Annotated in this window: 15 protein-coding genes and 1 tRNA gene; 7 read left to right on the forward strand and 9 right to left on the reverse strand. The window is 68.6% G+C overall.

Annotated features, from left to right (window positions below):
* Window positions 1-4: 4 nt before the first annotated feature.
* A complete protein-coding gene (locus OO70_RS19380) occupies window positions 5-1,708 on the forward strand; it encodes a carbohydrate binding domain-containing protein (protein ID WP_043672183.1) in 1,704 nt (567 codons plus the stop codon).
* Between the two features lie 328 nt (window positions 1,709-2,036).
* On the opposite strand, the gene OO70_RS19385 is transcribed toward OO70_RS19380, so the two are convergent.
* Both OO70_RS19385 and OO70_RS19390 read right to left on the reverse strand, forming a co-directional pair.
* Window positions 2,037-2,121 (reverse strand) — tRNA-Leu (locus OO70_RS19385).
* Window positions 2,122-2,305: 184 nt separating this feature from the next.
* Window positions 2,306-2,749: a MarR family winged helix-turn-helix transcriptional regulator gene (locus tag OO70_RS19390; RefSeq protein WP_043672186.1), complete on the reverse strand. Its 444-nt coding sequence runs from the start codon at window positions 2,747-2,749 to the stop codon at window positions 2,306-2,308.
* Window positions 2,750-2,830: 81 nt separating this feature from the next.
* Here OO70_RS19390 and OO70_RS19395 point away from each other — a divergent pair, with 81 nt between their 5' ends.
* Window positions 2,831-3,787, forward strand: coding sequence for an LLM class flavin-dependent oxidoreductase (locus tag OO70_RS19395; RefSeq protein ID WP_043672190.1), 957 nt, complete (start codon window positions 2,831-2,833; stop codon window positions 3,785-3,787).
* 103 nt (window positions 3,788-3,890) lie between these two features.
* On the opposite strand, the gene OO70_RS19400 is transcribed toward OO70_RS19395, so the two are convergent.
* From OO70_RS19400 to sucC, 3 genes are all read right to left on the reverse strand, one after another.
* Entirely contained in the window at window positions 3,891-5,459 is a 1,569-nt protein-coding gene (locus OO70_RS19400; RefSeq protein WP_043672193.1) for an aldehyde dehydrogenase family protein, read from the reverse strand.
* A 118-nt stretch (window positions 5,460-5,577) separates the two neighbouring features.
* Complete coding sequence (sucD, locus tag OO70_RS19405; RefSeq protein WP_043672196.1) at window positions 5,578-6,495, reverse strand: succinate--CoA ligase subunit alpha; 918 nt, start codon at window positions 6,493-6,495, stop codon at window positions 5,578-5,580.
* Between the two features lie 11 nt (window positions 6,496-6,506).
* Window positions 6,507-7,637, reverse strand: a complete 1,131-nt coding sequence (gene sucC / locus OO70_RS19410) for an ADP-forming succinate--CoA ligase subunit beta (RefSeq protein ID WP_043672199.1) — start codon at window positions 7,635-7,637, stop codon at window positions 6,507-6,509.
* 144 nt (window positions 7,638-7,781) lie between these two features.
* Between sucC and OO70_RS19415 the strand changes: the two genes are divergently transcribed.
* The 5 genes from OO70_RS19415 to OO70_RS19435 all read left to right on the forward strand — a co-directional run bounded on the left by OO70_RS19415 (window position 7,782) and on the right by OO70_RS19435 (window position 15,764).
* A complete protein-coding gene (locus OO70_RS19415; RefSeq protein ID WP_043672202.1) occupies window positions 7,782-9,464 on the forward strand; it encodes a thiamine pyrophosphate-binding protein in 1,683 nt (560 codons plus the stop codon).
* 11 nt (window positions 9,465-9,475) lie between these two features.
* Window positions 9,476-10,708, forward strand: coding sequence for a formyl-CoA transferase (frc, locus tag OO70_RS19420; protein ID WP_043672204.1), 1,233 nt, complete (start codon window positions 9,476-9,478; stop codon window positions 10,706-10,708).
* Window positions 10,709-10,712: 4 nt separating this feature from the next.
* A complete protein-coding gene (locus tag OO70_RS19425; protein WP_043672827.1) occupies window positions 10,713-12,857 on the forward strand; it encodes an acetate--CoA ligase family protein in 2,145 nt (714 codons plus the stop codon).
* Between the two features lie 119 nt (window positions 12,858-12,976).
* Window positions 12,977-14,365, forward strand: coding sequence for an OFA family MFS transporter (locus tag OO70_RS19430; protein WP_043672208.1), 1,389 nt, complete (start codon window positions 12,977-12,979; stop codon window positions 14,363-14,365).
* Window position 14,366: 1 nt separating this feature from the next.
* Window positions 14,367-15,764, forward strand: coding sequence for an OFA family MFS transporter (locus OO70_RS19435; protein ID WP_043672211.1), 1,398 nt, complete (start codon window positions 14,367-14,369; stop codon window positions 15,762-15,764).
* Between the two features lie 111 nt (window positions 15,765-15,875).
* Here OO70_RS19435 and OO70_RS19440 read toward each other — a convergent pair whose 3' ends face one another.
* The 4 genes from OO70_RS19440 to OO70_RS19450 all read right to left on the reverse strand — a co-directional run bounded on the left by OO70_RS19440 (window position 15,876) and on the right by OO70_RS19450 (window position 19,270).
* On the reverse strand, window positions 15,876-16,553 hold the full coding sequence (locus OO70_RS19440) for a GntR family transcriptional regulator (RefSeq protein ID WP_043672213.1): 678 nt from the start codon (window positions 16,551-16,553) through the stop codon (window positions 15,876-15,878).
* A gap of 169 nt (window positions 16,554-16,722) precedes the next feature.
* Window positions 16,723-17,661, reverse strand: a complete 939-nt coding sequence (locus OO70_RS19445) for a beta-ketoacyl-ACP synthase III (protein WP_043672216.1) — start codon at window positions 17,659-17,661, stop codon at window positions 16,723-16,725.
* A gap of 150 nt (window positions 17,662-17,811) precedes the next feature.
* Window positions 17,812-17,946, reverse strand: coding sequence for an MFS transporter small subunit (locus OO70_RS56660; RefSeq protein WP_267881219.1), 135 nt, complete (start codon window positions 17,944-17,946; stop codon window positions 17,812-17,814).
* Window positions 17,915-19,270, reverse strand: coding sequence for an OFA family MFS transporter (locus OO70_RS19450; protein ID WP_043672219.1), 1,356 nt, complete (start codon window positions 19,268-19,270; stop codon window positions 17,915-17,917). Before OO70_RS19450 ends, OO70_RS56660 begins: the two co-directional genes overlap by 32 nt.
* Window positions 19,271-19,513: the final 243 nt, after the last annotated feature.

Genomic DNA, 19,513 nt, shown 5'->3' on the forward strand with positions numbered 1-19,513 from the left:
TGTCATGCACCTGGCAAGACTGGCGGCTTCCGTGTCCGCCCTCGCGCTCGCGGCCACCGGCGTCACCGTCGCCCTGGCCCCGGCGAGCAGCGCCGCGGGAAGCAGCGTCTACTCCGTGGCCCCCTACGTCGACATGTCGAACAGTCAGGAAGGACTGCTCGACACCGCCATCACCGGACACAAGCTCAAGGCCTACACCGCGGCCTTCGTGCTCGGCGTCGGCTGCAACCAGATCTGGGGCGACACGCTCCCCATCGGCAACGACTCCTACACCGATCCCTTGATCGCCAAGGCGAAGTCCGAGGGCGCGTCGGTCATCGTCTCCTCCGGCGGTGCGAGCGGCGAGCCGCTGGCCTGGACGTGCTCGACGCAGAGCAGCATCGACGCCGGATACCAGGCGATCATCAACGACTACGGCGTCACCCAGCTCGACTTCGACATCGAGGGCGCAGCCATCGCGGACACCGCGGCGGCGGCCCGCCAGATGCAGGCGATGAAGGACCTCAAGGCGTCCAACCCGAACCTGCAGTTCTCCATGACCCTCCCCGTCCTGACGAGCGGGCTGACCGGCGACGGCGTCAACATCCTGAAGGCCGCGAAGAACGCGGGTATCAAGATCGACGTGGTCAACATCATGGCCATGGACTACTACGCGGGCACCGGCACCGAGATGGGCCAGGGCGCGATCTCCGCGGCCAAGGCCACGCTGGCGCAGATGCAGTCCGTCGACTCCGGTTACACCTACGCCAACCTCGGCATCACGCCGATGATCGGCAAGAACGACGACGGTTCCACCTTCACGCTGGCGGACGCCCAGACGGTGGAGACCTTCGCCGCACAGAACAGCGTCGGGCGGCTCGCGTTCTGGGCCATCACCCGCGACCAGGCATGCGGCGGAAGCGCCAACTCGCTGCCCACGTGCAGTGAGATCAGCCAGAACAGCCTCGCGTTCACCGACGCGTTCGTGCCCTACGAGGGCAGCTCGGGCGGCGGCGGAGGCACCACCACCGACTTCTCCCTGTCCCTGTCACCCGGCTCCGCCTCGGCAGCCCAAGGCGGTTCGGCAACGGCAACGGTCGCCACGGCAGTCGCCTCCGGCAGCGCCGAGTCCGTCAGCCTCGCCACCTCCGGCGCACCCTCCGGCGTGAGCGTCTCCTTCAGCCCCAACTCCGTGACATCCGGCGGCAGTTCGACACTGACGGCGACGGTCGGCTCGTCGGTGGCCGCAGGCACCTACCCGATCACCGTCACCGGCACCGCCGCGACCGGCAGCCACAGCGCGACGTACACACTCACGGTCACCACGAGCGGGAGCGGAGGCGGCGGAGGCTCACTGACCAACGCGGGCTTCGAGACCGGCACTCTGACCCCCTGGACCTGCACGGGCGGCAGCACGGTGGTCTCCACGCCGGTCCACACCGGGAGCCACAGCCTCCAGGTCACCCCGAGCTCCAGCAGCACTGGCGAATGCGACCAGACGGTCACCCTGACCCCCAACAAGAGCTACACGCTCACCGCCTGGGTGCAAGGACCGTACGCCTACATCGGAGTCACCGGCGGCGCCTCCGCGAGCACCTGGTCGAACAACACGGCCTGGAACCAGCTGTCGGTCGCCTTCACCACCGGCAGCAGCGGAACGGTCACCGTCTACGTCCACGGCTGGTACGGCCAGTCCAACGTCACCGCCGACGACTTCACCCTCGGCTGAGCCCACCGACGCACCGATCGTGACCATGCCCGCCCGGGGAACCAGGGGAACCGGATCCGGGGCGGGCTCTGGTCATGGCCGATCGTGCGGGACGAGGGGTACGGGTCAGCGGCGGCGCAGCATCATGACGACGAGCACGATGACGATGATGACGACCACGGTACCCAGACCTATGTACACGAGCTTCTCTTTCCTTCGGCTTCTGCGGCACCCATCGGTACCGCACAAGCCGAGTGCCCCCGGCAAGGCCTTTCAGCCCACTCCGGCGCCCCTGAAACGCAGAAGGTGCCGGCCGAGAATCGGCCAGCACCGGTGTGCGTACTGTGTGTGTCCGAGGGGGGACTTGAACCCCCACGCCCGATAAAGGGCACTAGCACCTCAAGCTAGCGCGTCTGCCATTCCGCCACCCGGACCAGGTGTCTGCCGCCTGGCCGGGGGTGTTCCCCGCGGCGACATGGACAACAATACCAAGCTTTCGGAGCGCCTTTCACCTGCATATCCACCCCTAGGAGGGCAGGTCACGGGAGGCCTGCGACCTGCGGAAAGCCGCCACCACCGGTGAACGTTCGGCTACGGAAACCGGCCGGATTCCGGCGCTCACTCCCGCTCCGCGAGCACCAGGGTCTGCAGTGCCCGTACGAGTGACGCCGCCGCATCCTCGTCCAGCGGGGCGAGGAAACGGCGCTCCGCCGCGCGGCGGGCCTTCTCGGCCTGGCGGAGGCAGTCCTGACCCTCCGGCGTCAGTCCGACGATGTTCTTGCGGCGGTCCTGCGGGCTGCGGCGGCGCTCGACCAGGCCGTGGTCCTCCAGGCCGTCGATCAGCGACACCATCGTGGTGCGGTCGACCCCGAGCCGCCCCGCGGCCTCGACCTGCGACAACGGCTCCCCCGCCGACAGCACCACCAGGACGGCCAGCTCATGACCGTCCACTCCGTGCGGCGCCAGCGCCTCGGCGGACGTCCTGGCCAGCTTGGCCTGGGCGTGCTTGAGGAGGTAGCCGAGCCGGGACTCCAGGGGGGTGGGGTGCTGATCGTTGGCCATTCGCCGACTGTATCCCGACTGAATCCTCACTCTGATCGTCAGCATGCCTGACGATTGGCTACGCTGATGGTCATGACAGCCATGACGGACAAGGCAGAAGCAACCAATGTGCGCTTCGGGATCAAGACGACCCCCATGCATGTGTCGTACGAGGACATCCGGCGGGTCTGGCTGGAGGCCGACACCGTGCCGGAGATCGCGGACGCCTGGCTGTGGGACCACCTGCTACCGGTCGCCGGCCCGAAGGACGGGCAGATACACGAGGGCTGGACCCTCCTCAGCGCGCTCGCCGCGCAGACGGAACGGCTCCGGCTCGGACTCCTCGTCACCAGCAACCGCATCCGTCCACCGGCCGTACTCGGCAAGATGGCATCCACGGTGGACGTGATCTCGGGCGGCCGTCTCGTCCTCAGGCTGGGAGTCGGCGGCACGCATCAGCCGCCGGGGACCGGGGGCATCGAGGGCGCCAATCCGGCGATCGCCGAGTACGAGGCGTACGGCCTCTCGCTCGTCCCGCCCGGCGAGGGCCTCGCACGGCTCGCGGAGACCGTCGAGATCCTGAAGGGGATGTGGACCCGGGACGTCTTCGACTTCGAGGGCCGTTACTACCGTCTCCGGGGCACGCGATGCGAACCCAAGCCCGTACAGCGGCCCGGTCCCCCGCTGCTCATCGGCGGCTGGGGCACCCGCCTGCTGCGGCTGGTCGCCGAGCACGCCGACATGTGGAACGTTCCAGGGCCACCGCACAACACCGTCGAGCACGTCGCCGAGCGCGCCCGCGTCCTGGACGCGCACTGCGCCGAACTGGGCCGCGACCCGGGCACGATCACGCGCTCGGTGCAGATCCTGGTGTCGTACGACGATCCGGCCACGACCCGGGAGACGGTCGGCAGGCTCGTCGACGCCGGGATGAACCACATCGTGCTGAGTCTGCCGCGCCCCTATCCGCAGGGCGTGGCCCGGTGGCTGGCCGACGAGATCATCGCCGGGCGGCACTCGGTGAACGCGAGTGCCACCCGGCCGCCGATCACGGCGTGAGCCGGTGCCTGCCGGTGCCTGTCGGCGACAACTCGGGGCCGCACCCGCCGGTCCCGGCGCGGGACTGTGCCCGCCGGTCACGGCACCTACGGGTGCCCACCGCTCACGGCATGAGCTGGTACTCCGGGAAGTTGCCGGGGAGCCGCTCCCCCACCGGCCCGTGTGTCACCGCGCGGATGAGGAGTTCGCCGCCGACGAAGGCACCGCGCCAGGAGGCGCCGAAGCCGCCGAACAGTTCGTCGCGGTCGCCGCGGGAGCGTGGTGTGCCGTGGCCGACCTTGAACGCGCGGATCTGCGGGGCCAGTCGGTCGTATGTCGCGCGGTCGTCGGTGGAGAGGGTGGCGACCAGCGCGCCGTTGGACGCGTTCATCGCGGCCAGCAACTCCGCCTCCGTGTCGACCAGGACGATGGTGTCGACCGGGCCGAACGGCTCCGCGTGATGCAGCGGGGACGACGGGGGCGGGTTGAGGAGCGTGACGGGTCGGACGTACGCCGAAGTGTCCTGCCCGGGAAGGAAGTTGGCCTCGGACAGCTTGCCGCGGTGCAGCGGTACGGCGCCGCGGTCGATCGCCTCGGCCACCTGGTCGTGGAGTTCCTTGGCCTTGGCCGCGTTGATCAACGGGCCGAAGTCCAGCTCCGGATACGGGTCTTGGGCGTCCCGGACCGCAAGGGGGTGGCCGACTCGGAGAGTTCGGACCGCCGGGAGGTAGGCCGTGAGGAACTCGTCGAACAGCTCACGCTGGACGACGAAACGCGGATAGGCCGTGCAGCGCTGCTTGCCGTAGTCGAAGAGTTTGGGGATGACCGCGGTGAGCGTGTCCCAGTCCGTGTGGTTCCAGATGCCCCAGGTGTTGAGTCCTTCCTGTTCGAGGACATGCCGTTTGCCGAGGTCGGCGACGGCCGTGGCCACCGCGGCTCCGGTGTCGCGGCCGCCGACGAAGGAGACGCAGCCGATCTCGGGCGCGCGCACCAGCGCCTCCGACAACTCGCCTCCGCTGCCGCTGACGAGGGTGACGGGGATTCCCTCGCGCGCGGCGAGCGCGGCGGCCAGGGTGAGGCAGGCGACGCCGCCGTCGGTCGGGGTCTTGGCGATGACCGCGTTCCCTGCCAGCGCCTGGACCAGCATGGCGTGCACCAGCACGCTCATCGGGTAGTTCCAGCTCGCGATGTTGGACACCGGGCCGTCGAGCGGGGTGCGGCCGGCGAGCATCGGTTCGATGCCGTCGACGTACCAGCGCACTCCGTCGATGGACCGGTCCACGTCCGCCTGCGCGAGCCGCCAGGGCTTGCCGATCTCCCAGACCAGCAGCAGCGCGAGGAGTTCGCGGTGCTCGGTCAGGGCGTCCAGCGTGGCGGCGACGCGGGCGCGCCGTTCGTCGAGCGGGACATGGCGCCAGGCGCGGTGCTGGTCGAGGGAGGCGCGTACGGCCTGGTGGGCGGTGGACCGGTCCAGGCGGGGCGGTCCGGCGATGGGGCTGCCGTCGACGGGGCTGGTGGCAGGCAGGGCCCGGCCGTCCCGTTGCCAGGCGGAGTTCCAGAGGTTGAGGACACGGTCGTCCTGGAACGCCTCGGGCGCGACGGCGAGACAACGCCGCCAGGCGTCACTCCAGGACGTGCCCGCCTTGAGGGTCGGGTGGGGAGGGATCGGGGCCGGGGTGAGGGTTGATGCCATGCTTCTGCTCCGCTCTCGGTGCACAGTCGGGGCGGGGTGAGGCAGGAACGGTCCTACGTACGAACTGTCGTACAGATGAAGCTAGTTGCGCTCGAAGGAGCGCGACAGTCACGGCACGTCAACTATGAGTGACATCACGTGCCGCGTGCGGGAGGTCCAGGTGGTCCAGGTGGTCGAGCACCAGCCGGGCGGTCTCCGTCGGGGTGCGTCCGACCTTGACTCCTACGGCCTCCAGCGCCTCCTTCTTCGCCGTCGCCGTACCGGAGGAGCCCGACACGATCGCGCCCGCGTGGCCCATCGTCTTGCCCTCGGGTGCGGTGAAGCCTGCGATGTAGCCGACGACCGGTTTGGTGACGTGGTCGCGGATGTACGCGGCGGCGCGTTCCTCGGCGTCGCCGCCGATCTCCCCGATGAGGACGACGAGTTCGGTGTCGGGGTCGTCCTGGAAGGCGGCGAGGCAGTCGATGTGGGTCGTGCCGACGACGGGGTCTCCACCGATGCCGACGCAGGTCGAGAAGCCGATGTCCCGTAGCTCGTACATGAGTTGGTAGGTGAGCGTGCCGGACTTGGAGACCAGGCCGATGCGGCCCGGCTTGGTGATGTCGGCGGGGATGATGCCCGCGTTGGCCTGGCCGGGGGTGATCAGGCCGGGGCAGTTGGGGCCGATGATCCGGGTGCCCTTCGACCTGGCGTACGCCGTGAAGGCGACCGAGTCGTGGACGGGGATGCCCTCGGTGATGACGACGGCGAGGCCGATGCCCGCGTCGGCGGCCTCGGTCACGGCCGCCTTGGCGAAGGCGGGCGGCACGAACACGACGGTTACATCGGCTCCCGTCGACTGCATACCGGCGGCGACCGACCCGAAGACGGGGACGGCGCGGTCGTCGAAGTCGACGGTGCGGCCGGCCTTGCGCGGGTTGACGCCACCGACGACGTTCGTGCCGGCCGCGAGCATCCGTCGGGTGTGCTTCATGCCCTCGCCGCCGGTCATTCCCTGGACGAGGACCTTGCTCTCCTTGGTGAGGTAGATCGCCATGTCCCGGCTCCTTAGCGTGCGTTGGCGAGGTCGGCGGCGCGGCGTGCGGCGCCGTCCATGGTGGTGGCCTGCTGGACCAGCGGATGGGCGTGGCCGTCGAGGATGGCCCGGCCGCGGGCCGCGTTGTTGCCGTCGAGCCGGACGACGAGCGGTTTGGTCAACTGCACGGTGTCCAGGGCCCGTACGATGCCGTCGGCCACCGCGTCGCACGCGGTGATGCCGCCGAAGACGTTGACGAAGACCGACTTCACGGCCGGGTCGGAAAGGATGACGGACAGCCCGTCGGCCATGATCTGGGCCGAGGCGCCGCCGCCGATGTCGAGGAAGTTGGCGGGACGGGCACCACAGCCGGCCACCACGTCGAGCGTCGACATGACCAGACCCGCGCCGTTGCCGATGACGCCGACCTCGCCGTCGAGCTTGACGTAGTTGAGCCCCTTCGCGGCGGCCGCCGCCTCCAGCGGATCGTCGTGCGCCGCGCCCTCGGCGCACCAACGCGCCTGCCGGAAACGGGCGTTGTCGTCGAGGGTGACCTTGCCGTCGAGGGCGAGGATCTGCCCCTGCTTCGTCCGCACGAGCGGGTTCACCTCGACGAGGACAGCGTCCTCGCGCACCAGCACCTCCCAGAGCCGTACGAGGACGTCGACGGTCTGCGGCGGCAGCCCGGCCGCCTCGGCGATCTCGCCCGCCTTCGCCGAGGTGACGCCCTCGGCCGGATCGATGTGTATACGGGCGACCGCATCCGGTCGACCGGCGGCGATCTCCTCGATCTCCATACCGCCCTCCGCGGACGCGATCGCGAGGAAACGGCCGGCCGCGCGGTCGAGGACGTAGGAGACGTAGAACTCGCTCTCGATGTCGACCGGTTGGGCCAGCATCACCTTGCCGACCGTGTGGCCCTTGATGTCCATGCCGAGGATCTGCCGCGCGGTCAGCTCCGCGGCGGCCGGGTCGGCGGCGAGCTTCACCCCGCCCGCTTTCCCTCGCCCACCGGTCTTCACCTGGGCTTTCACCACCACCCGCCCGCCCAGCCTGCGGGCGATCTCCCGTGCCTCCTTGGACGAGGCGGTGACCTCGGCCCGGGGCACCAGGATGCCGTGTTCCTCGAAGAGTTCCCTTGCCTGGTGCTCGTACAGGTCCATCTCGGCTCCTGACTTAAAAGTGCCGCACGCCCCCTGGACACCACCCACCGGATGCGGGATAACAAGTTTCATACAGTATTCGTCGACTGTATGCAATGTACCGCGAGAGCGTTCCAACCCCCTACGAAGGGACAGGACTTCGCCATGCCCGACGACACCCAGGACGTGATTTCCGGTGGTCATCTCGTCGCCAAAGCCCTGAAGGCCGAGGGGGTCGACCGCATCTACACCCTCTGCGGCGGCCACATCATCGACATCTACGACGGTTGCGTCGACGAGGGCATAGAAGTCGTCGACGTACGGCACGAGCAGGTCGCCGCCCACGCCGCCGACGGCTACGCGCGGATCACCGGTAAGCCCGGGTGCGCGGTGGTCACCGCGGGTCCCGGTACGACCGACGCCGTCACCGGTGTCGCCAACGCGTTCCGCGCGGAGTCCCCGATGCTGCTGATCGGCGGCCAAGGGGCCCTCACCCAGCACAAGATGGGGTCCCTGCAGGACCTGCCGCACGTCGACATGATGACGCCGATCACCAAGTTCGCGGCGACGGTGCCGGACACGGCGCGCGCCGCCGACATGGTGTCGATGGCGTTCCGCGAGTGCTACCACGGCGCGCCCGGCCCCTCCTTCCTGGAGATCCCGCGTGACGTGCTGGACGCCAAGGTGCCGGTGGGCAAGGCGCGGGTGCCGAAGCCCGGTGCCTACCGTGCCTCGACCCGCTCGGCCGGCGACCCCGAGGCGATCGAGAAGCTCGCCGACCTGCTCGTGCACGCCGAGAAGCCGGCGATCCTGTTGGGCAGCCAGGTGTGGACAACTCGCGGCACCGAGGCGGCAATCGACCTCGTCCGCACCCTCAACATCCCCGCGTACATGAACGGCGCCGGCCGCGGCACCCTCCCGCCCGGCGACCCGCACCACTTCCAACTGTCGCGCCGGTACGCCTTCTCCAACGCCGACGTCATCGTCATCGTCGGCACGCCCTTCGACTTCCGCATGGGCTACGGCAAGCGCCTCTCCCCCGACGCGACCGTCGTGCAGATCGACCTCGACTACCGCACCGTCGGCAAGAACCGCGACATCGACCTCGGCATCGTCGGCGACGCGGGGCTCGTCCTGAAGTCGGTCGCGGACGCCGCTTCGGGGCGCCTCAACGGCGGTGCGTCCAGGCGCAAGGAGTGGCTCGACGAGCTGCGCGCCGCCGAACAGGCCGCGATCGAGAAGCGGTTGCCGAGCCTGAAGTCGGACGCCTCACCGATCCACCCGTACCGCCTGGTCAGCGAGATCAACGAGTTCCTCACCGAAGACTCGATCTACATCGGCGACGGCGGCGACATCGTCACCTTCTCCGGGCAGGTCGTCCAGCCCAAGTCGCCCGGCCACTGGATGGATCCGGGCCCGCTGGGCACGCTCGGTGTCGGTATCCCCTTCGTCCTCGCGGCGAAGCAGGCACGGCCGGACAAGGAGGTCGTCGCGCTGTTCGGCGACGGCGCGTTCTCCCTCACCGGCTGGGACTTCGAGACCCTCGTCCGCTACGACCTCCCCTTCGTCGGCATCGTCGGCAACAACTCCTCGATGAACCAGATCCGTTACGGCCAGGCCGCCAAGTACGGCCCGGAGCGCGAGCGGGTCGGCAACACCCTCGGCGACGTCCACTACGACAAGTTCGCCCAGATGCTGGGCGGTTACGGCGAGGAGGTCCGCGACCCCGCCGACATCGCCCCGGCCCTGCGACGCGCCCGCGAGTCGGGCAAGCCGTCGCTGATCAACGTCTGGGTCGACCCGGACGCGTACGCCCCCGGAACCATGAACCAGACGATGTACAAGTGAGGTGAACGGCCATGACCGCCAGGGCACTTGAGGGCATCCGCGTCCTCGACATGACGCACGTCCAGTCCGGCCCCTCCGCCACCCAACTCCTTGCCTGGCTCGGCGCCGACGTCGTCAAGCTGGAGGCACCGACCGGCGACATCACGCGCAAGCAGTTGCGCGACCTCCCGGACGTCGACTCCCTCTACTTCACGATGCTCAACTGCAACAAGCGGAGCATCACCCTCAACACCAAGACCGAGCGCGGCAAGGAGATCCTCACCGAGCTCATCCGGCGCTCCGACGTCATGGTCGAGAACTTCGGGCCGGGCGCGGTCGACCGTATGGGGTTCACCTGGGATCGCATACAGGAGATCAATCCCCGCATTGTGTATGCGTCCATCAAGGGCTTCGGGGACGGCCCGTACACCAACTTCAAGGCGTACGAGGTCGTCGCGCAGGCCATGGGCGGGTCGATGTCGACCACGGGCTTCGAGGGCGGGCCGCCGCTGGCGACGGGTGCTCAGATCGGTGACTCCGGCACAGGAGTGCATACAGTAGCCGGGATACTGGCGGCACTGTTCCAGCGTGAGAGCACCGGCCGTGGGCAGCGGGTCAACGTGGCCATGCAGCACGCCGTGCTGAACCTGTGCCGGGTGAAGCTGCGCGACCAGCAGCGGCTGGCGCACGGTCCGCTCGCCGAGTACCCGAACGAGGACTTCGGCGACGAGGTGCCCCGCTCGGGCAACGCGTCCGGCGGCGGCCAGCCCGGCTGGGCGGTCAAATGCGCGCCGGGCGGCCCGAACGACTACGTGTACGTCATCGTGCAGCCGGTCGGCTGGCGGCCGCTCACCGAGCTGATCGGCCGGCCCGAGTTGGCCGAGGACCCCGAGTGGGCGACGCCGGAGGCCCGGTTGCCGCAGCTCGCCAAGATGTTCCAGCTGATCGAGGAGTGGTCGTCCACGCTGCCCAAGTGGGAGGTGCTGGAGAAGCTCAACGCCCACAACATCCCGTGCGGGCCGATCCTTTCGACCAGGGAGATCATCGAGGACGAGTCGCTGGTCGCCAACGAGATGGTCGTGACGGTCCCGCACCCCGAGCGCGGCGAGTTCGTCACCGTCGGCAGCCCGCTGAAGCTCTCCGACTCCCCCGTGGACGTGACCAGTTCACCGCTGCTCGGCGAGCACAACGAAGACGTCTACATCGGCGAACTCGGTCTCGGCGACGAAGAGTTGCGCCTCCTCAAGTCGAACGGGGTGATCTGACGTGATGGCAGAGGACCGGGTCCTGAGGGTGCGCGCGCTCCTCGACTCCGTGCGGGCCGAGGGACGCTTCGCGCTGACCGCGCCCGAGGGCAAGGTGATCGCCGACGCGTACGGGATCGCCGTACCGGGTGAGGAGTTGGCTACGGACGTCGACGAGGCCGTGGCGTACGCGGCGCGGTTCGGCGGGCCGGTGGTGATGAAGATCGTCTCGCCCGACATCCTGCACAAGACCGACGCGGGTGGAGTGATCGTCGGGGTCGAGGGCGCGGCCGACGTACGGGCCGCGTTCCACAAGATCGTCGACAACGCGCGGGCGTACGACGCCGACGCCCGCATAGAGGGCGTCCAAGTACAGGAGTTGCTGCCACAGGGGCAGGAGGTCATCGTCGGCGCGGTGACCGACCCGACGTTCGGGAAGGTGGTCGCGTTCGGGCTCGGCGGGGTGCTGGTCGAGGTGCTGAAGGACGTGACGTTCCGGCTCGCACCCGTGAGCCCCGACGAGGCGCTGTCGATGCTGGACTCGATCCGGGCGGCGGAGATCCTGCGCGGGGTGCGCGGCGCACCGGCCGTCGACCGGTGGGCGATCGCGGAGCAGATCCGTCGGGTGTCCCAACTGGTCGCGGATTTCCCGGAGATCGCCGAGGTGGACCTGAACCCGGTGATCGCGACTGCGGAAGGCGCGGTCGCGGCGGACATCCGGGTGATCCTGGCGGAGTCGCAGCCGGTACCCCGTCGACGGTATACACGCGACGAAATCCTGACGACCATGCGCCGGTTGATGGAGCCGACCTCGGTCGCCGTGATCGGTGCCTCCAACGAGCAGGGCAAGATCGGCAATTCAGTGATGCGCAACCTCGTCGACGGCGGCTTCGCCGGCGAGATCCACCCGGTGAACCCCAAGGCCGATGACATCCTCGGCCGCAAGGCGTACAAGAGTGTCACGGACGTTCCCGGTGAGGTGGATGTGGCCGTCTTCGCCATTCCCGCCAAGTTCGTGGCAGCGGCACTGGAGGAGGTGGGACGCAAGAACATCCCCAACGCCGTCCTCATCCCCTCCGGGTTCGCCGAGACCGGTGAGGTCCAGCTCCAGGAAGAGATAGTCGAGATCGCAGAGCGTTACGGCGTCCGGCTGCTCGGGCCGAACATCTACGGCTACTACTCGACCTGGCAGGACCTGTGCGCCACGTTCTGCACGCCGTACGACGTGAAGGGCGGGGTGGCGCTGACCTCGCAGTCCGGTGGGATCGGCATGGCCATCCTGGGTTTCGCGCGGACGACGAAGACGGGCGTGTCGGCGATCGTCGGGCTCGGCAACAAGTCGGACCTGGACGAGGACGACCTGCTGACCTGGTTCAGCGAGGACCCGCACACCGAGTGCATCGCGATGCACCTGGAGGATCTCAAGGACGGGCGCGCGTTCGTCGAGGCGGCCCGAAAGACCGTACCGCGCAAGCCGGTTGTGGTCCTGAAGGCAGGTCGTACGGCGGCCGGCGCGAAGGCCGCCGGCTCGCACACGGGCGCACTCGCCGGCGACGACGCCGTGTACGGGGACATCCTGAAGCAGGCCGGTGTCATCCGCGCCCCCGGGCTCAACGACATGCTGGAGTACGCGCGTGGCCTGCCCGTGCTGCCAACTCCCAAGGGTGACAACGTAGTTATCATCACGGGCGCCGGCGGCAGTGGTGTGCTGCTGTCCGACGCGGTGACCGACAACGGCCTTTCCCTGATGGAGATTCCGCCCGATCTCGACGCGTCCTTCCGGGAGTTCATCCCGCCCTTCGGGGCCGCCGGCAACCCGGTCGACATCACCGGGGGCGAGCCGCCGTCGACGTACGAGGCGACGATCCGGCTGGGACTCGAGGACCCGCGCATCCACGCACTGGTCCTCGGCTACTGGCACACCATCGTCACTCCCCCGATGGTCTTCGCCGAGCTCACCGCGCGCGTGGTGGCCGAGTTCAAGGAGCGTGGCATCGAGAAGCCGGTGGTGGCCTCGCTCGCCGGTGACGTGGAGGTCGAGGAGGCCTGCCAGTACCTGTACGAGCGCGGGGTGGTGGCGTACCCGTACACGACGGAGAAGCCGGTGGCCGTGCTCGGCGCGAAGTACCAATGGGCGCGTGCGGCAGGCCTGTTGGGCGGTGGTTCATGACGTAGGTGATCACGGGGTCGGCCGACAGTGCGGTCGGCCGGCCCCGGGGACCCGTGCGCACACGAAAGGCATTGGACAGGGGGCGCTGGCCAGACTTTCGACGCAAGGGGCACTGAGCGATGGCAACAACGGACTACCCGACGTCCGTCTCCTACAGGGAGGTGACGGACCGTCACGGCCGCGTGTACCGCATCGGTGAATCCGATGTCGACATCATGGGCCGGGCACGCAAGTGGATGGTCGTCCTGCCCTGGGTGAGCATGATGGGCATCAGCTCCGCCGAGTACGCGTTCACGTCGGCGGAGGACACGCTCCACGACGCGCATCTGTGGAGCAGCGGGCACATCTTCTGGCTGATGGGCGTCTGGGTGTTCTTCCAGGCGGCCGTGGCCTTCCCGGCCGGGCAGTTGCGCGAGAGCGGCAAACTCCCGGCGCGCACGGCCATGTTGATCGGCGCGCTCGGCACCCTGCTGGGCTATCTGGCGCTGGCCTTCGCACCGAACGTGCTCGTCGCGTACTTCGGCTTCGGTATGTGCAGCGGTATCGGCGCCGGTCTTGTGTATGCGACCTGCGTGAACATGGTCGGCAAGTGGTATCCGGAGCGCAAGGGCGGCAAGACGGGCTTCGTCAACGGCGGATTCGCCTACGGGTCCGTGCCGTTCGTGTTCCTGTTCACCTCGGTGCTGGATCTCGGCAACTACAAAGTGCTGTTCAGCCTGGTCGGCGTAGGACTGTGTCTGGTGGTGGCCTCTGCGGGCTGGTTCTTCCGCGATCCGCCGAAGAACTGGTGGCCCGCGCACGTCGATCCGCTCAAGGCGACCCAAGACCCCAAGGTCCGGCGGGCGTTGGAGAAGAACCCGCCGGCGATCAAGCAGTACACCCCGAGGGAGGCCGCCCGCACACCCGTGCTCTGGATGATGTGGTTCTGTCTGCTGTGCACGGCCGGCATCAACATCTTCGGCATCGCCTTCCAGGTGCCGTTCGGCAAGGACATGGGCTTCGCGGGCGGCATCGTGGCCACGGCGATGTCCCTGAAGGCGATCGTCAACGGCACCGGGCGCGGTGTCATCGGCTGGATCTCCGACCGCTACGGCCGCCGTCACACGCTGATCATCGTGTGTCTCGTGCTGGGCACCGCGCAGTTCGGTGTGCTGGTCTCGGGCCAGATGGGCAGCATGCCGTTCTTCCTGTTCTGCTCCATGGTCTCGGGTTTCGGCGGCGGGGCGATCTTCCCGCTGTTCGCGGCCATGACGGCGGACTACTTCGGCGAGAACAACAACGCCAGCAACTACGGGATGGTCTACAGCTCGAAGCTGATCTCGGGGCTCGTCGGCTCCGGTCTGGGCGCGGTCGTCGTCGGTGAGTGGGACTACCACGGCGCGTTCGTCCTGGCCGGTTCCGTGGGCCTGGCCTCCGCGGTGCTGGCGCTCTTCCTCAAGGCACCGGGCAGGCCCAACGCCCGGCGCATCGTGCCCAATCCGCACCCGCTCGGCGAGGAGATGGCGTGACATGACCGCAGATCCCATCACCACGAACGAATCCGGCGCCGCGAACCGTCCCTACCGTGAAGTGACCGACGCCAACGGCCGCATATACCGCGTCGGGGAGACCGACCGCGACATCCTCGGCCACTCGCGCAAACTCATGATCTACCTGCCGTGGATCGCCATGATGGCGATCAGTGTCTTCGAGTACGCGTACGGCTCGGCGGAGGACACGCTGTCCAGCGCGCACGGCTGGACGCAGAGCAACACCTTCTGGATTCTGAGCGTTTGGGTCTTCTTCCAGGCCGGCATCGCCTTCCCGGCGGGCTGGATGCGGGAGAAGGGCATCCTGACGGCCCGCAAGGCGATGTACGTCGGTTCGGTGCTGTGCGTGCTCGGTTTCCTCGCCCTGTCCCACCTGGACAACGTGTGGCTGGCGATCATCGGCTTCGGCGTGATCGGTGGCATCGGTGCCGGGCTGGTCTACGCGACCTGCATCAACATGGTCGGCAAGTGGTTCCCCGAACGGCGGGGCGCCCGCACCGGGTTCGTCAACGGCGGCTTCGCCTACGGCTCGCTGCCGTTCATCTTTATCTTCAACTACGCCTTCGACACCGGGAATTACCACCGGGTCCTGGATCTGATCGGCTGTTACATCCTGATCGTGGTGTTCGGGTGCGCGTTCTTCTTCAAGGACCCGCCGAAGAACTGGTGGCCCGCCGACATCGACCCGCTGACCTACGGCGGCAGCGGCAAGAGCGCGACGAGCCTCGCCAAGAACCCGCCCGCCGTACGGCAGTTCACGCCCAAGGAGGCCATCCGCACCGGCATGCTGCCCCTGATGTGGCTGTCCATCGTGCTGACCGCAGGGGTGTCGATCTTCGGGATCTCCTTCCAGGTCGACTTCGCCAAGGACGTGGGCTTCGGCCCGCTGGTGGCGGCCTCGTCGATGGGCATCATGGCCGTCATCAACGGCATCGGCCGCGCGGTCGTCGGCTGGCTGTCCGACCTGTGGGGCCGCAAACTCACCCTGGTCTTCGTCATCCTCGTCCTGGGCCTCGCCCAGTTCGGCGTGATCTGGGCCGGGCATCTGCGCAGCGAGTGGCTGTTCCTGTTCTTCGCCTTCCTCTCCGGCTTCGGCGGCGGCGCCTTCTACCCGATGTTCGCCGCCCTGACCCCGGACTACTTCGGCGAGAACTTCAACGCCACCAACTACGGCCTGGTGTACAGCGGCAAGCTCATCAGCGGCCTGTTCGGCGGCGGCCTCGGCTCCATGGTGGTTGCGGCCTGGGGCTACAACGGCGCGTACGCACTGGCCGGCGGTGTCTCGATGGTGGCGGCGGCGATCGCGCTGCTGCTGCGCCAACCCGGGCGCGAGGACAGGGAGTTGACCCAGGTTCCCCAACCACAGCCCGCGACCTGACAGTTCGTACGACACCGTCGTAGACCTGACCTGGAACTGCCTGATGGCCCTCCCCGGGACGGGAGGGCCATCGCCTTCGAGTCTGTCGGTACGTCAGGGGCTCTGTGGGGCTCAGGACTTGGCGCGCTCGTGGTACGACCGCCGGGTGTGCTCGGTGTGTTCACGCATCAGCAGGCTGGCGCGCAGCTCGTCTCGGGCCGCGATCGCGTCGATCAGGTGGCGGTGCTCGATCCAGGACGTCAGGCCGCGCTGACGGGCCACCGGCGTGTAGTACCAGCGGACCCGGCGGTCGACCTGCGCGGCGAGTTCGGCGAGGACGGCGTTGCCGGCCAGCTCCATGACCTTCGCGTGGAAGCGGGCGTTCATGGCGACGGCGGCGTCCACCTCGTCGGCGTCGACGGCGCGCTCGCCCTCCGCGCACAGCTCTTCCAGGACGGCGATGCCCGCCTTGCCCGCGTTGGCGGCGGCGAGCCGGGCGGCCTCGGCCTCCAACAGCGTGCGTACGGTGAGGAGTTGGTCGGCCTCCTCCTCTGTCGGCTCGTGCACGAACGCGCCCTGGGCGGGCCGCAGATCGACCCAGCCCTCGGTGTTGAGCCGCTGCAACGCCTCCCGCACCGGCTGCCGGGACACCCCGAGGTGCCCGGCGAGTTCGCTCTCGACGAGATGCTGGCCGGGCTGCAGGGCGCGGGTGGTGATGAGTTCCAGCAGCGCCTCGTAGACGCGGTCGCGCAGCGGGCCAGGGCGTTCGAGCTTGGGCACCGCCCCCTGCGGCAGTCCTTGCGACAACATCGCGGTCCCCCTCCTGGGCGGCTTCGGCATTTTGTAGACAGTAGCCGTACAACCAAGTATCGATTGTCTATCGTCTACAGTCTACGGCGCACAGGAGCCAGGGGGTGCGGGAGTCGGCCTCGTCACACCCGAAGGCGCGTCCGAAGACGCATCCGAGCGTGTGCGCAGGTCACGGGCACCGGACGACCTGGCCGGCGTAGGAGAGGTTCCCGCCGAAGCCGAACAGGAGGACGGGGTCGCCGGTGCGGACGGCGCCCTGTTCGACGAGTTTCGAGAACGCGAGGGGGATGCTGGCGGCCGAGGTGTTGCCCGATTGGATGACATCGCGGGCGACGACCGCGTTGACGGCGCCGATCTTCTCGGCGAGGGGCTCGATGATGCGCAGGTTCGCCTGGTGGAGGACGACGCCGGCGAGGTCGGCGGGGGTCAGGCCCGCCTTCTCGCAGGCCTTGCGGGCGATGGGCGGGAGCTGGGTGGTGGCCCAGCGGTAGACGCTCTGGCCCTCCTGGGCGAACCGCGGGGGCGTGCCCTCGATCCGTACCGCGTGCCCCATCTCGGGCACGGAACCCCACAGCACCGGTCCGATGCCGGGTTCGTCGGCGGCCTCGACGACTGCGGCCCCCGCTCCGTCGCCGACGAGAACGCATGTCGTGCGGTCGGTCCAGTCGGTGACCTCGGACATCTTGTCGGCGCCGATGACCAGGGCCCGGGTGGCCGCGCCCGCGCGGACGGCGTGGTCGGCGGTGGCCAGGGCGTGGGTGAAGCCGGCGCACACGACGTTGACGTCCATGGCGGCGGGCGACGGGATACCGAGGCGGGCGGCGACGCGCGCGGCCATGTTCGGGGAACGGTCGATGGCCGTGGAGGTGGCGACGAGGACCAGGTCGATGTCCCCGGGCGTCAGGCCTGCGGCGGCGAGGGCCTTGGCGGCGGCGTGCGCGGCCAGCTCGTCGACCGGCTCGTCGGGCCCGGCGATGTGGCGGGTCTTGATGCCCACCCGGGAGGTGATCCACTCGTGACTGGTGTCGACCATGCCCGCCAGGTCCTCGTTGGTGAGTACCTTGGCGGGCTGGTAGTGGCCGACGGCGGCGATCCGCGTGCCGTTCATTGGGTGGTCCCCCTCGTTGCCTTGGGTAGCGGGATCCACCAGTCTTGCCAGTGACTCGCGGGTACGACGGCAGGTGATGCCACAGGAAACTGCCGTCCGGCTTGTCGGCTTCTGTCATCCGTTCCGGGGTCGACGGTGTTAGCCGAACATTCAGCCGGTGAACAGCTGCTTCGCCTTGAGGATCAGTTCGTATACGCCATACACGAGTGGTGCGCCCACCCAGAGCCAGGCGAAGGCGATCAGCGGTCGCCGGTCAGGCGGACTCTGACTGGTGTCGTTCGACATCGACGGCCTCCCTCGGGGCGGGGATGTGGTGGCGGGCGTTGACGGGCCGGACGAGTTCGTTGGCGACGAAACCGATGGCGAGCAGCCCGATCATGATGATGAACGAGGTGTCGTAGAGGGAGGCGCCGTGCTTGCCGGCGTTCTTCTGGTGGTCGGCGATCCAGTTCACGATCAGCGGACCGAGTACGCCGGCCAGGGACCAGGCGGTGAGCAGCCGGCCGTGGATCGCGCCGACCTGGTAGGTCCCGAAGAGGTCCTTCAGGTAGGCGGGCACGGTCGCGAAGCCGCCGCCGTAGAAGGAGAGGATGACCAGCGCGCACAGGATGAACAGCGGTTTCGAGGAGTCGCCGAACAGGGCGATGAGCGCGTACATGATCGCGCCGACGCCGAGGTAGACGCGGTAGATGTTCTTGCGCCCGATCAGGTCGGAGGTCGACGACCAGCCGATACGGCCGGCCATGTTGGCCGCGGAGAGCAGCGCGACGAAGCCGGCGGCGGCCGACACGGTGACCGGTGTGGAGGTGTCCGCGAAGAAGTCCGTGATCATCGGGGCGGCCTTCTCCAGGATGCCGATGCCCGCGGTCACGTTCATGCACAGGACGACCCACAGGCACCAGAACTGCGGTGTCCGCACGGCGCTGTTGGCCGAGACCTGTACGCCGGAGAGGACGCCGGGCGCGTTCGCGGCGACCTTGCCCTTGTCCTCGCCCTTGAGGTCCTCCGTGCGCGGCACTCGTACGAGCAGCACACCGAGTGTCATGAATACCGCATACGAAAGACCGAGTACGAGGAACGACTGGGCGATGCCGGTGTTGTCGGAACCGAACGACTTCAGCATCTGGGCGGTCCACGGTGAGGCGATGAGCGCGCCGCCGCCGAAGCCCATGATGGCGATGCCGGTGGCCATGCCGGGCCGGTCCGGGAACCACTTGATGAGGGTCGAGACCGGTGAGATGTAGCCGATGCCGAGGCCGATCCCGCCGACGAAGCCGTAGCCGAGGACGATCAGCCAGAACTGCTTCGTCTCCGCACCCAGCGCGGAGATCAGGAAGCCGGAGGAGAAGCAGATCAGGGCGACGGTCATCGCCCAGCGCGGCCCGTTGCGTTCGACGAGGGTGCCGCCGAACGCGGCCGAGAGGCCGAGCATGACGATCGCGAGCTGGAAGGGCAGCGCGCTCTGCGTGCCGCTGAGGTTCAGTGAGGATTCGAGCGGCGGCTTGAAGACACTCCAGGCGTAGGCCTGGCCGATGGAGAGGTGCACCGAGAGGGCGGCGGGGGGAACCAGCCAGCGGCTCCACGCCGGGGGTGCTACTGGGGGACTCATGATCCCGGACGGTAGGGAGTGGCAGGGGAGTTGAGAAGGCGGCGCGTCGACGGTATGCGATGAGCGGTATGCAGAGTGCGCCGAACGGTCGCCGTTGGAACGGTCGTTGCCGGAACGGCCGTTGCCGAAACGGTCGCTGTCCGAACCCTTGCCGCCCCTGACTCCATACTGTAGACAATATTTCGTCGACACTTTTCTCCTCTGCTCGGCGCCGTCCGCACTGGCCGGTCGGCAGCCACCTCC

This window comes from Streptomyces xylophagus, from assembly GCF_000716435.1.
In the GTDB taxonomy this organism is placed as follows: Bacteria; Actinomycetota; Actinomycetes; order Streptomycetales; family Streptomycetaceae; genus Streptomyces; species Streptomyces xylophagus.